This is a genomic window from Streptomyces caelestis, assembly GCF_001279005.1.
Taxonomy (GTDB): Bacteria; Actinomycetota; Actinomycetes; order Streptomycetales; family Streptomycetaceae; genus Streptomyces; species Streptomyces heliomycini.
In genome coordinates this window covers 36,892-49,498 of record NZ_LGCN01000204.1, presented here as the reverse complement: position 1 = coordinate 49,498, position 12,607 = coordinate 36,892, and the positions used below count along the sequence as shown (strand labels likewise).

Sequence of the window (12,607 nt, the reverse complement as noted above, 5' to 3'; positions counted from 1 at the left end):
TCCAGACGTACGGAGGAGGGGGCGGGCTGAGGAGGGGGCGGGCGGGGGCGTCAGCTGGTGCGGCCCTTGGCGTCGAACCGCTTCATGCGGTCGAGCACCGAGTCGGCCGTCGGCCCGTGCACCTCGTCCACGATCCGGCCGTCCGCGAGGAAGACCACCCGGTCCGCGTAGGCGGCGGCGACCGGGTCGTGCGTCACCATGACCACGGTCTGCCCCAGCTCGCGCACGGAGTTGCGCAGGAAGCCCAGCACCTCGGCGCCGGAACGGGAGTCGAGGTTTCCGGTGGGCTCGTCACCGAAGATGATGTCGGGCCGGGAGGCCAGCGCCCGCGCCACGGCGACCCGCTGCTGCTGACCGCCGGACAGCTGCGAGGGCCGGTGGCTCAGCCGGTCCGAGAGACCGACCATCCGGATCACGGTGTCCAGCCACTCCTTGTCCGGCTTGCGGCCCGCGATGTCCATCGGAAGCGTGATGTTCTCCAGCGCGGACAGGGTCGGCAGCAGGTTGAACGCCTGGAAGATGAAACCGATCTTGTCCCGGCGCAGCCTGGTCAGCTGCTTGTCCTTCAGCGAGCCCAGCTCGGTCTCACCGATGCGCACGGACCCGGAGGAGAAGGTGTCGAGGCCGGCCACGCAGTGCATCAGCGTGGACTTGCCGGACCCGGAGGGGCCCATGATCGCGGTGAACTCGGCCTGCTGGAAGGCGATGGAGACCCGGTCCAGGGCGACCACCTGGGTTTCGCCCTGGCCGTAGATCTTCGAGAGCTCCGTGGCGCGCGCGGCCACGGCGGTGGTCCGGTCGGCGAGGGATGCGGTGGTCACGGGATGGACGCTCCTGTCGGGACGGCGTGTGTTCGGGGACGTCTCCATCGTCCCGCCGCCGCACCGCCGTGTAGTCACCCGCTGCTCCGGTTCCGGGGGGCGACTCGGGAGGGAGCACCGGGCGCGGTGTCATACCTGGGGATGACACCGCCTCTGGGGCGGGGACGCGCGGAACAGGTGGAGCACCCCTGTTCCGACGGTGAAATTCCGTCATTCCGCATGCGTGACGGATCGTCACACGCAAGGCTGTCGGCACGTGCTGGCGGCGACTTCATGGTCCTGATGGACCATCAAGCGCCAATAAAATAAGACAAGATCGGCCCCTCCGGTCACGGTGAGAGGGAGGGCCACCGATAGGCTCAGGATCGCGACGCGGAGCCCTTGGCCTGCCCGGATGGTGGAATGCAGACACGGCGAGCTTAAACCTCGCTGCCCCTGAGCGGGCGTGCCGGTTCGAGTCCGGCTCCGGGCACCACTACGTATGCCGCTCCTCTCCCCCCGCACCACGGGCCCCGGCCGGCGGCACGAGGCTCTCGGCCGGTGCGCGTCACGCGTGTGACGGGCCGCGGTCGCCCCTTCGGCGGTACGCCGGCGGGGCGAGGCGGCCCGAGCGGCGGGTCGGACGTGGCCCATGCCCTCGTCCGGGACGGAGCCGTCCGGGCCCGGGGGCGGGGCGCGGGCGGCGCCCTCGGCGGCGGGGACCGCTCGCACCACACCTTCGCGCGACCCGTCCGGGTGAACGGACTGCCCGGGATCCGCCGGATCGCGGCCCACGGGTTCACCGGCTACGCCGTCGACACCTTCGGCGGGCCTGTGGGCCCGGGTCTTCGGGCACGCCCTCGGCGACCACGCCGCGCGGCCCGTCCGCCCGGTGCGCGGCCCGCTGCCCGGGCCCGCCCTGGACGTCCCGGGCCACCACGCGGTCGTCCGGGCGTGATGAACGGATGATCTCCGGCCGGTACCGGGTCGGTCATGGTTCGGTGCCGTCCGGTGAGGGGAATCACCCGACCGCGTAGCGTGTTGCGCAGCACGACGAGGGAAAGATCCTCCCCAAGCATTAGGGTCATTCCTTTGCCTACCTATTACTCTTGAGCCAAGGCCGCGCCGCGCGGCCATGGAGGAGTGAAATGAGGAGCAGTAACCCGGTCTTCTCGCGACGGGGGTTCGGCCGCGACAACGGCTACGCGGGCTTCAACACCGCGCCGCAGGCCGGGGGCCCCGCTGTCGCCACGCAGGCCAACCCGTACGCGCAGCCGACGGGCAATCCGTACGCCCAGAACCCCTACGCACAGCAGGACCTGCAGCACGGCGCACCGCCGCAGGCGCCGGCCACCACCGGCCGGATGACCATCGACGACGTCGTCATGCGCACGGGCACCACCCTCGGTGTGCTCATCGTCACCGCCGCGCTCTCCTGGGCGCTGCTGCCGGTCGACGACGCCCACATCAGCCGGTCCTACGGCATCGGCATCGGCGCCGCGCTGATCGGCATGGTCCTGGCGTTCGTGCAGTCCTTCAAGCGCAAGGCCTCGCCGGCGCTGATCCTGACGTACGCCGCGTTCGAGGGCGTCTTCCTCGGCGTCATCTCCAGCATCGTCGACAACCGCATCGCCGACGGCGCGGCCATGCAGGCCGTGATCGGCACCATGGCGGTCTTCGCCGGTGTGCTGGTGGCCTACAAGGCCGGCTGGATCCGCGTCAACCGCCGCTTCTACGGCTTCGTGATGGCGGCCGCGCTCGGCTTCATCCTGCTGATGGCCGTGAACCTGCTGTTCGCGGTGTTCGGCGGCGGTGACGGCCTCGGCTTCCGCAGCGGCGCGCTCGGCGTCGTCTTCGGCGTCGTCGGCATCATCCTCGGCGCCTGCTTCCTCGCCCTGGACTTCAAGCAGGTCGAGGACGGCATCGCCTACGGCGCCCCGCGCGAGGAGGCCTGGCTCGCCGCCTTCGGCCTCACGCTGACGCTGGTGTGGATCTACCTGGAGTTCCTGCGGCTCATCTCGATCCTCAGCAGCAGCGACTAGTACCCGCGCACGGTACGGACAAGGGCCCCGGGTTCCCACCCGGGGCCCTTCGCCGTGTCCGCGCGCGCGTCAGAGCAGTTTGCGCGCGGCCCTCCTCAGGTCGTACTCGTGGACGATCGCCTTGGCGTGGCCGTACGCCAGGTCGTACTCGTGCCGGAGCCAGCTGACCTTCTCCTCGAAGCGGAAGAGCGCCGGTCCCTCCTCGACGGTGCGCAGCCAGTCGGAGATCTCGCGGCCGGTGCAGTGCGGGATGCGGGCGAGCATGTTGCGGTGGGTCTCTGCGGAGAAGACGTGGGACATCGGCGCCTCCGGACGCATGGGGTGTGAGCCGGTCCTTCAGGTCACCGTGCCCGAGCGTCCGTCCGTTGGCAACAGTCCCGCCGCGCCGCGTACGCTCGCCGCGTGGTTGATACGACGCCCTTCACCCGTGCCGTGGATCATTTCGCCGACCGCCTGCGGGCCGCGCCGCAGAGCAGGCTGCAGCGGGGCGGGGCCGCCGAGGCGCTCGCCCTGGCCAGGGAGCTGGCGCGGCGCACCCAGCTCGTCGAGGAGCCGGGCACCGAGCTCCGTGAGATGCCCGACGCGGGGATGTTCGCCGCCGCCGACCAGATCACCGTCGCCGGACACGACCTGGCGCTCGTGCTGAAGAGCGAGGACGAGGTGGGGGAGGTCGTACGGCTGGTGGAGGAGGCGCGCGGGCGCGCCGGTGTGTAGCCGCCGCCCCTAGAGGGACGCGATGACGCGGTCCGCCAGGATGTAGACGTTCTCCTCGCCGCAGGAGAACGTCAGCGTGTACGCGCCCGAGATGCCGGAGCCGCCCAGCAGGAAGGGCGTCTCGCCCGCGCGCAGGGCCGCGGCCAGGCGCTCGGCGGTCTCGCGGTGGCCCGGCGTCATGCACAGCGTCGTCCCGTCGGCGAAGACGTAGACGTCGAGGGTGCCCAGCGGGCCCGGGCGGACGTCGGTCAGCTCGGTCCGGGCGGCGGCCAGCTCCTCCAGGACGGCCAGCGTGCGCTCGTGGTCGTTCACGACCGGCGAGGGGTTCGGCACGAAGTCCGGGTGCGAGGGGTGACGGCGGCGGGCCGCGGCCAGCTCCGGGGAGTCCCCGGAGTACTCCTCGGTGTCCGCGCCCGGCTCGGTCACCGGCTCCAGACCCGCGAAATCGGCCTGCCGGGGCAGGAACAGCTCGCTGTCGGCCAGACCACCCAGCAGGGACGGCGCGTCGGACGCGTCACGCGCCTCCTGAGCGGCCCAGAAGGCCCGCGCCTCGGCGAGCTCGCGCTCCCGCTCCTCGGCGAGCGCCTCCGCCACGGCGGTGCGTATCTCGTCCGCGCCGGCCGTGCGCGCGGGCGGCACGTGCGCGCGCGTGGCCGCGGCGCGGCCCTCGGCCAGCGCGGTGTGCAGGGCCGCGACCTGTCGGCGCAGCACCATGATGCTGCGCAGGACAGCGACGCCCACGGCGCCGGTGGCGGCCGTGGTGATCAGCAGGGCGATCGGCATGGCGCTCACTGACGTACTCCCGGTTCAAAGTCGACCCCCGACTTCCTACATCAGCTTGAAGGGTGGACTAACCATCTGTCAGTGCGTAACGTCACGAAACGGACGGGCTCTTGGGGGTGCGTCCGCGAGGGGTCCGGCCCTGACCTGCGTGAACCCTCGCGACCAGGGAGATAGGTCACATCCTGGGGGAGATTGGATCACGAATCGGCCCGGGCCTCCGGGGGTCCCGGAGGCCCGGGCCATGGGCTCACGGACCGTGCCGCGGCGGCTACGGTCCGCCCGTGCTCCGGAGGATCAGCTGAGACGCTCGATGACCATCGCCATGCCCTGGCCGCCGCCGACGCACATCGTCTCCAGACCGAACTGCTTGTCGTGGAACCGGAGGGAGTTGATGAGCGTGCCGGTGATGCGGGCGCCGGTCATGCCGAAGGGGTGGCCGACGGCGATGGCGCCGCCGTTGACGTTCAGCTTCTCCAGCGGGATGCCGAGGTCGCGGTAGGAGGGGATCACCTGGGCGGCGAACGCCTCGTTGATCTCGACCAGGTCGATGTCGTCGATGGTGAGGCCGGCGCGGCCCAGCGCCTGCTTGCTCGCCTCGACCGGGCCGAGGCCCATGATCTCGGGGGAGAGGCCGGAGACGCCGGTGGAGACGATGCGGGCGAGCGGGGTCAGGCCCAGCTCGCGGGCCTTGGTGTCGCTCATGATGACGAGCGCGGCGGCGCCGTCGTTGAGGGGGCAGCAGTTGCCGGCGGTGACGAGCCCGTCCGGACGGAAGACCGGCTTGAGGCCCTGGACGCCCTCCATGGTGACGCCGGCGCGGGGGCCGTCGTCCTTGGAGACCACCGTGCCGTCGGGGAGGGTCACCGGGGTGATCTCGCGCTCCCAGAAGCCGTTCTTGATGGCCTCCTCGGCGAGGTTCTGGGAGCGGACGCCGAACTCGTCCATGTCCTGGCGGGTGACGCCCTTGAGGCGGGCCAGGTTCTCCGCCGTCTGACCCATCGCGATGTACGGGTCGGGTACCAGGCCGTCCTCGCGCGGGTCGTGCCAGGAGGAGCCCTCCGACTCGGCGACGGCGGCGGTACGGGCCTCGGCCTCGGCGAACAGCGGGTTGCGGGTGTCCGGGAGGCTGTCGGAGTTGCCCTTGGTGAAGCGGGAGACCGTCTCGACGCCGGCCGAGATGAACACGTCGCCCTCGCCGGCCTTGATGGCGTGCAGGGCCATGCGGGAGGTCTGCAGCGAGGACGAGCAGTAGCGGGTGATGGTGCAGCCGGGGAGGTGGTCCATCCCCATCTGCACGGCGACCACGCGGCCGAGGTTGTTGCCCTGCTCGCCGCCGGGGAGGCCGCAGCCGAGCATCAGGTCGTCGATGTCCCTCGGATCCAGCTCGGGGACCTTGGCGAGGGCGGCCTGGATGATCGTGGCGGTCAGGTCGTCCGGACGCAGGTCCTTCAGGGAGCCCTTGAAGGCGCGGCCGATGGGGGAGCGGGCGGCTGAGACGATCACGGCTTCGGGCATCACGGCTCCAGAGGTGAGGGGCGGCGCACAGCGCCTCGTCGAGGGGTGGTGGTCGGGTGGCGGGAGGGCGTACCGGGTGGTCGGCGCGGGGCTTCTTGGGAAGTTACCCGGCCGTACGGGCGGGGTCACGGGGGGCGCGATGTGACATGGACCGCAACTGTCTAAGCGCTTGCTTTTGTGTCGACACGGGCGGTCGTGCCGCGGGGCGGCACGGGCGGGCGCCGGGGGCGCCCCTCCGGGGGAGGCACTCGGCGAACGCCGGCGGAGCGACGCGCCCTCCCCGGCAGGCGAAACGGTGCGGGCGCCCGCCGGACGGAAGTCGCGCGGCCCGGCGCTCGCGGGGCGGCGTCCCGCGCCCACCCGTGCCGCCCTGGGGGCGCCTCCCAGGCCCTTCAGGCGCCGGGGGAGGCACGACCGCCCGCGGGAGGGGCGGCTCAGCGGCGCGACCGCCCGCGGGAGGGGCGGCCCGCCCCCTACGACGGCTGGGCCGACCGCTCCGGCTCCGTCTCCGCGACCCGCCGGCGCCGGCGGCGTTTCAGGAGGGCCCACGGCCCCCGCGAACCCGCCGGCATCGCCGCGGTGACCTCCGTGCCCGCCTCGGCCGCCGCCTCCGCCGCCGCCCGGGCCACCGGCAGGAACCCCTCGCGACGGGCGGCGTCCGGCCGCTCCTCCTCCGGCCACAGCCCCAGCGCCGCGCACACCGTCGGCAGCACCGCCATAGCGGCGGTGGCGTACCCCTCCACCGAGGGGTGGTAGCTGTCCGGCCCGAACAGCTCGCGCGGGTTCGCCGCGAACTCGGGCCCCAGCAGGTCGCCCAGCGACACCGTGCGCCCGCCCTGCTCGACGGCCCCGATCGTCTGGGCCGCCGCCAGCTGCCGCGAGGCCCGGCGGGCCAGCCAGCGCAGCGGCTGCCACACCGGCTCGATCGTGCCGAGGTCGGGGCAGGTGCCGACGACCACCTCCGCGCCGGCCGTCCGCAGCCGTCGTACCGCCGAGGACAGATGGCGTACGGACCGGGCGGGCGGCATGCGGTGGGTGACGTCATTGGCGCCGATCATGATCACGCAGATGTCGGGCGCCCGGGACGGATCCGCCAGCGCCCTCGTCACCTGCCGGTCCAGATCGTCGGAGCAGGCCCCGGGCACCGCGACCGTGCTCAGCCCCACCGGACGTTCCGCGAGCGCGGCGACGCCCGACGCCAGCAGCGCGCCCGGCGTCTGCCCGGCCCGGTGCACACCCTGCCCGGCCGCCGTGGAGTCGCCCAGCATCGTCAGCCGCAGCGCCGGCTCGCCCGGCACCGTGTGCGCCGCGCCGTACAGCCCGTCCGCGTTCGGCACATGAGGAGTCGCCCCGTTGCCCACGCGGCGCCGCGCCAGCTGGGCCTCGGCCATCAGGAGCCCCACGGTGGCCGCCCCGGCCAGACCGATCCCCCCGCCGCCGTACGCCGCGCCGGCCGCGATCCGCCGGGCCACCCTCGCCCTCGACAAGCCCGTCATGCCTCGCCGCCACCTCCTCGAACCCGTACACCCAGTGCTTGCCCCGTACGGACCGTGGTCCAATCCCCACGGCGGGTGAACGACCCGGCCGGGTCCTGACGGGCGAGGGCCTAGGCTGGCAGGACCACTACGACCACCTCTTTTGCAGCATCCGGAGACAACGGTGCAATTCCACGACTCGATGATCAGCCTCGTCGGCAACACCCCGCTGGTGCGGCTCAACAACGTGACCCGGGGTATCAGGGCGACCGTCCTGGCCAAGGTGGAGTACTTCAACCCGGGCGGTTCCGTGAAGGACCGCATCGCCCTGCGCATGATCGAGGCGGCGGAGCGGAGCGGGGAGCTGAGGCCCGGCGGCACCATCGTCGAGCCGACCAGCGGCAACACCGGGGTCGGGCTCGCCATCGTGGCCCAGCAGAAGGGCTACAAGTGCATCTTCGTCTGCCCGGACAAGGTGTCCACGGACAAGATCAACGTGCTGCGGGCCTACGGGGCCGAGGTCGTCGTCTGCCCGACCGCCGTGGCGCCCGAGCACCCCGACTCCTACTACAACGTCTCCGACCGGCTGGTGCGCGAGACGCCGGGGGCCTGGAAGCCGGACCAGTACTCCAACCCCCACAACCCCCTCTCCCACTACCACTCCACCGGCCCCGAGCTGTGGGAGCAGACCGAGGGGAGGATCACCCACTTCGTGGCCGGCGTCGGCACCGGCGGCACCATCTCCGGGACCGGGCGCTACCTGAAGGAGGTCAGCGACGGCGGCGTGAAGGTCATCGGCGCCGACCCCGAGGGCTCCGTGTACTCCGGTGGTTCCGGGCGGCCGTACCTGGTCGAGGGCGTCGGCGAGGACTTCTGGCCGACCGCGTACGACCGTGACGTCGCGGACGAGATCGTCGCCGTCTCCGACAAGGACTCCTTCCAGATGACCCGCCGGCTCGCCAAGGAGGAGGGCCTGCTGGTCGGCGGCTCCTGCGGCATGGCGGTCGTGGCGGCGCTGGAGGTGGCCTCGCGGCTCGGCGAGGACGACGTGGTCGTCGTCCTGCTGCCGGACAGCGGGCGCGGCTACCTCAGCAAGATCTTCAACGACGAGTGGATGGCCGACTACGGCTTCCTGGAGGACGCCGGCCCCAGCGCCCGCGTCGCCGACGTCCTGAACGACAAGGAGGGCGGCCACATCCCCTCCCTCGTCCACATGCACCCCGACGAGACGGTCGGCCAGGCCATCGAGGTGCTGCGCGAGTACGGCGTCTCGCAGATGCCGGTGGTCAAGCCGGGCGCCGGTCACCCGGACGTGATGGCCGCCGAGGTCGTCGGCTCGGTGGTGGAGCGGGAGCTGCTGGACGCGCTGTTCAGCAAGAGCGCCTCGCTCGACGACCCGCTGGAGAAGCACATGTCCGCGCCGCTGCCGCAGGTCGGCTCGGGGGAGCCCGTCGCGGACCTGATGGCCGTCCTGGGCGAGGCGGACGCGGCGATCGTCCTCGTCGAGGGCAAGCCGACCGGTGTGGTCAGCCGCCAGGACCTGCTGTCCTTCCTCGCCAGGACCGGGAAGTGACGGGACGCCGGGCGAACCGCCGGCGAACCCGACGTGAACGGCCGGGCGTCGATCCGTCGATGATCTTCGTGGACTTCGCGGAAGCGGTACGCGGGCGTCACGTCCGCGCAGCACTCGCTTAACACGGGTCCGGCACAGTGGTGGGTGTCGGCAGGAGTGGGAGCGGCTCCCCGTTCCGGCCGGCGACCGAACGGCGTCACAGGACCTCCGGAGCGGCTCCCGGACCTCCACGGACGCCTCGGACGCGCGACCCGCCTCAACGGGCGCGCGTCCCTCGCGGGGACCGCCGTCGTCCCGCCCCCCGGCGACGGGGGTGCGGCGGTCCCCGCGCAATCGGCCTCAGTCGTCCCAGTCGCCGTCCCGGGCCGGCTTGCGGCGGCCGAACAGGCCCGGGTCGGTACGGACGGCCTGGACCACGTTGACGCCGACGATGCCCAGCCAGGCGACCACCAGACCGAGCCGGCCGCCCACGCTCCCGCCGATCGCGGACAGCGGCACCGCCAGGACCAGCGAGACGATGCCGAAGCCGAAGCGCTCGCCCCAGGTGTCCGTGGCCCTCGGCGACCGGGAGTCCCGGGCCGCCGTCATCCGCTGCTCGGCGAACTGCCGGCGCACCCGGCGCTCCACCGCGCCGTCGATGCGCTGATCGACCTTCTCCAGGAACGAGTCGACCAGCGCGGACTCGTACTCCTCGCCCAGCTCCCTGCGGGCCCGCAGGGAGGCGTCGAGTTCCTTCTTCAGCTCGGTGTCCCGCGCGTCCATTCCGGTCATGCGTCCCACGGTAGGGAGGCGGGGGGCCGGGGGCACTGGGGGTAACCCCCCTCTCGACCTCGGGTTCGCCGGGCCGCTACTTCCCGCACATCTTCTCGTCGGCCCGGGACTGCCCGACGTCGACCTTCTTCGGCGGGGCGACGGGGACGCCGGCCTCCGTGAAGTCGGGGCCGAGGGTGAGCGTCATCGGGGTCGTCGCGTCGGCGTCCTTCGTGCCGGGCTGCATGGCCGAGGCGGGCAGGCCCATCAGGTCGGCGAGCTTGCGGGCCTGGCCGGCCTGGTTCGGCGCGTACTCCAGCCGGGTCCTGTCGACCTCGGCCGGGGCGTTGCCCCTGTTGGTGGACCTGGCCACGCCCTCGCCGGTCTGCAGCCAGACGAGGGTGTCCTGCGCGGCGCCGGCCGGGCCGCCGCCGTTGAAGACGTCGACGCGGATCTCGGACGCCTCGGCCCGTGTGCCCTCCAGCAGCTCGGCCTGCTTGTCCTTGGCCTTCTTCTCCTTCTTCTTCACCTCGGTGAAGGAGACGTCGTTCTGCAGCATGCTGAAGACCTTCGGTGCCTTGACCGGGTCCAGGACGACGGTGACGGGCGTGGGCTCGTCCGGGTTGTCCTTCACCGGCACGGTCATCATGGTGATGTTCTTCAGGTCGATCCTGCCGAGCTCCCTGGCGAGGGTGAGCAGTTTGCCGGGGCTGCCTATGCCCTTGTCCACGGTGAGGGACTTGGTGGCCGCGTCGGCGACGTCGAGCATCTTCGACGGGCTGCCCAGCGTGTCCTCCTTCAGCTGGCGGAGCATCGACGCGACGAACTTCTGCTGCATCTCGATCCGGTCCAGGTCGCTCTCGTTCCTCAGACCGTGCCGGTTGCGGAGGAAGGAGAGCGCCTCCTCGCCCTGGATCCTGCTCTCCCCGGCCGGAAGGTCGAGCCCGGAGCCGCCGTCCCGGTCCTTGAGGGGTTTCTCCAGGCACACCTCGACGCCGCCGACCGCGGTGGACATCGTCTTGACCGCGTTGAAGTCGAACATCATGAAGTGGTCGACCTCGAGGCCGGTGATCTCCTCGACCGTGAGCATGGTGCAGCCCGGATCGCGGCCGTCCACCCCGTAGGACTCGTTGAACCGGGTGGCGACCGTCGAGCCGGGGATGCTCTTGGTGGAACCGTCGGACTGGATGGACTCGCAGTCCGGGATCCTGATCACCAGGTCGCGGGGGATGCTCACCACGGTCGCGTTGGTGCGGTCCTCGGCCACGTGGAAGAGGAGCGTGGTGTCGGCGTGGCCGGTGACGTTGGTCCGGTTGCCGTAGGCCTCGTTGCCCTCGCCGGTGCGGACGTCGTTGCCGATGATCAGGATGTTGACCGGACCGTCCGCCAGGACCTTGTCACTGCCCACGCCGCCGATGTCGACGGTGTCGATGTTGCCGGAGAGGCGGTCGTACCAGTAGTACGCGAACGCCGAACCGCCGACGAGGACCAGCCCGAGGGCGCCTCCCGTCCACATCAGCGCCTTCTTCCTGCGGCTCTTCCCCGGCTTGCGCTTGCGGCGGCCGGGGTCGGGCGTGTCCTCCGCGGCGGGTGCGGCGCGGCGGCGGCGCTGGCCGGGGACGCGGGCGGGCGCGGTGGAGCCGGGGCGCGGGGCGCTGCGGGGGCGGGGCGTGCTCGGCCGCTCCGCGGAATCGTTCAGCCGCAGTTCGTATGCGCCGGTCTCCGGGTTGAGTACCCACTGGTCGGCAGGATCGGTTCCGTCCGCCTGCCCACGACTTCGCGCGTCCACGCCTGTACCAGTCCTCCGTCGGGTGCCACATGGGTCGCCTGCGCCCCAAGGCGCTCTGTTGTTCGATGAGTTACGCTATCCGGCCCGTTCAGGATGCGGTGACGTCGTAGCAAAATCGTCGAGTTCCGGATCTGTCACCGAAACGGGCACAGTGTGTGATCTCCGCCCATCGCGACGCGCGGTCGGTGCGCCTCCGCGTGTGCCTGTATAACGGTATGCAGGGATGGTGACGGGTGAATAGAGCGAGGCGTCGAGGGGGAGTCAGGTCATGAGCGGCACCGAAAGCCCCGCCGCGCGCCTCCAGGCGCTCTTCGAGGGGCATCGGCTGACGCCGACCCAGCGGCGTATCGCGCACAGCATGGTGCGACGCGCCGCCGACGTGCCGTTCCTGTCCAGCGTGGAGCTGGCCGAGCTGGCCGGGGTCAGCCAGCCGTCCGTGACCCGGTTCGCCGTCGCCCTCGGCTTCGACGGCTATCCCGCCCTGCGGCGGCATCTGCGCGAGGTCGCGCCCGCCGAGCCGGCGCCGGTGGCCGACTCGTACAACGCGTACCAGCAGGCCGTCGAGGCCGAGATCGAGAACCTGCGGCACCTGGCGGAGGCGCTGGCCGATCCCCGGCCGGTGCGGCGGGCGGGCCGGGTGCTGGCCGGGAGCCGGCCGCTGCCCGTGCTGGGGCTGCGGGCCGCGGCGGCCCAGGCGCACGGGTTCGCCTACTTCGCCGCCAAGGTCCATCCGGACGTACGGCTGCTCAACGAGGGCGGCACGATGCTCCACGACCGGATCGACGCCGCCGCGCGGGCCGGAGCGAGCGCCCTGCTGTGCTTCGCGCTGCCCCGGCATCCCCGCGAGGTCGTCGACGCCCTCGCCCGTGCCAGGGAGACGGGGCTGACCGTGGTCACCGTCGCCGACTCCCCGTTCGCGCCGGTCGCCAAGGTGTCCGACCTGATGCTGCCCGCCGCCGTCGGCACCGGGCTGGCCTTCGACACGGCGTGCGCGCCGATGCTGCTGGGCCGGGTGCTGCTGGAGGCGATGTGCGACGACCTGCCCGACGCGCAGGCGCGGCTGGAGGAGTTCGACGCGAAGGCGGCGGCGCGCGGGCTGTTCGTCGACTGACGGCGCGCGGGGCGGCGGGGGAGGTCCGCCCGCGTTCTCAGACTCGTCTCACCTT

11 protein-coding genes and 1 tRNA gene are annotated in these 12,607 nt (G+C 72.2%); 5 read left to right on the top strand and 7 right to left on the bottom strand.

The window, feature by feature from the left end; all coding sequences use genetic code 11:
* Positions 1-50 precede the first annotated feature (50 nt).
* Positions 51-821 (bottom strand): ABC transporter ATP-binding protein, encoded by a 771-nt coding sequence (locus tag ADK41_RS22055; protein ID WP_030821690.1) that lies wholly within the window; start codon positions 819-821, stop codon positions 51-53.
* A 388-nt stretch (positions 822-1,209) separates the two neighbouring features.
* Between ADK41_RS22055 and ADK41_RS22050 the strand changes: the two genes are divergently transcribed.
* Positions 1,210-1,296: transfer RNA gene (locus tag ADK41_RS22050), tRNA-Leu, on the top strand.
* A gap of 652 nt (positions 1,297-1,948) precedes the next feature.
* Positions 1,949-2,842, top strand: a complete 894-nt coding sequence (locus tag ADK41_RS22045) for a Bax inhibitor-1/YccA family protein (protein WP_030821687.1) — start codon at positions 1,949-1,951, stop codon at positions 2,840-2,842.
* 69 nt (positions 2,843-2,911) lie between these two features.
* Here ADK41_RS22045 and ADK41_RS22040 read toward each other — a convergent pair whose 3' ends face one another.
* A complete protein-coding gene (locus ADK41_RS22040) occupies positions 2,912-3,142 on the bottom strand; it encodes a DUF4287 domain-containing protein (protein WP_030821685.1) in 231 nt (76 codons plus the stop codon).
* Positions 3,143-3,244: 102 nt separating this feature from the next.
* On the opposite strand from ADK41_RS22040, the gene ADK41_RS22035 reads away from it, so the two are divergent.
* Positions 3,245-3,556 carry a hypothetical protein gene (locus ADK41_RS22035; RefSeq protein WP_106979391.1) on the top strand — a complete coding sequence of 104 codons (312 nt, stop codon included), beginning with the start codon at positions 3,245-3,247 and terminating at the stop codon, positions 3,554-3,556.
* Positions 3,557-3,565: 9 nt separating this feature from the next.
* On the opposite strand, the gene ADK41_RS22030 is transcribed toward ADK41_RS22035, so the two are convergent.
* The 3 genes from ADK41_RS22030 to ADK41_RS22020 form a co-directional block, all read right to left on the bottom strand.
* Complete coding sequence (locus ADK41_RS22030) at positions 3,566-4,348, bottom strand: hypothetical protein (RefSeq protein WP_030821682.1); 783 nt, start codon at positions 4,346-4,348, stop codon at positions 3,566-3,568.
* Between the two features lie 285 nt (positions 4,349-4,633).
* Positions 4,634-5,854 (bottom strand): acetyl-CoA C-acetyltransferase, encoded by a 1,221-nt coding sequence (locus tag ADK41_RS22025; RefSeq protein ID WP_030821680.1) that lies wholly within the window; start codon positions 5,852-5,854, stop codon positions 4,634-4,636.
* A 473-nt stretch (positions 5,855-6,327) separates the two neighbouring features.
* The gene (locus tag ADK41_RS22020) at positions 6,328-7,350 is read right to left on the bottom strand and encodes an SGNH/GDSL hydrolase family protein (RefSeq protein WP_078661840.1); all 1,023 of its coding nucleotides are present in this window, start codon (positions 7,348-7,350) and stop codon (positions 6,328-6,330) included.
* 163 nt (positions 7,351-7,513) lie between these two features.
* On the opposite strand from ADK41_RS22020, the gene ADK41_RS22015 reads away from it, so the two are divergent.
* On the top strand, positions 7,514-8,902 hold the full coding sequence (locus tag ADK41_RS22015; protein ID WP_030821674.1) for a cystathionine beta-synthase: 1,389 nt from the start codon (positions 7,514-7,516) through the stop codon (positions 8,900-8,902).
* Between the two features lie 339 nt (positions 8,903-9,241).
* On the opposite strand, the gene ADK41_RS22010 is transcribed toward ADK41_RS22015, so the two are convergent.
* Both ADK41_RS22010 and ADK41_RS22005 read right to left on the bottom strand, forming a co-directional pair.
* Positions 9,242-9,664, bottom strand: coding sequence for a hypothetical protein (locus ADK41_RS22010; RefSeq protein ID WP_030821672.1), 423 nt, complete (start codon positions 9,662-9,664; stop codon positions 9,242-9,244).
* 85 nt (positions 9,665-9,749) lie between these two features.
* Entirely contained in the window at positions 9,750-11,441 is a 1,692-nt protein-coding gene (locus ADK41_RS22005; RefSeq protein ID WP_030821670.1) for an LCP family protein, read from the bottom strand.
* Positions 11,442-11,709: 268 nt separating this feature from the next.
* Between ADK41_RS22005 and ADK41_RS22000 the strand changes: the two genes are divergently transcribed.
* Positions 11,710-12,552 (top strand): MurR/RpiR family transcriptional regulator, encoded by an 843-nt coding sequence (locus ADK41_RS22000; protein ID WP_030821668.1) that lies wholly within the window; start codon positions 11,710-11,712, stop codon positions 12,550-12,552.
* Positions 12,553-12,607 lie beyond the last annotated feature (55 nt).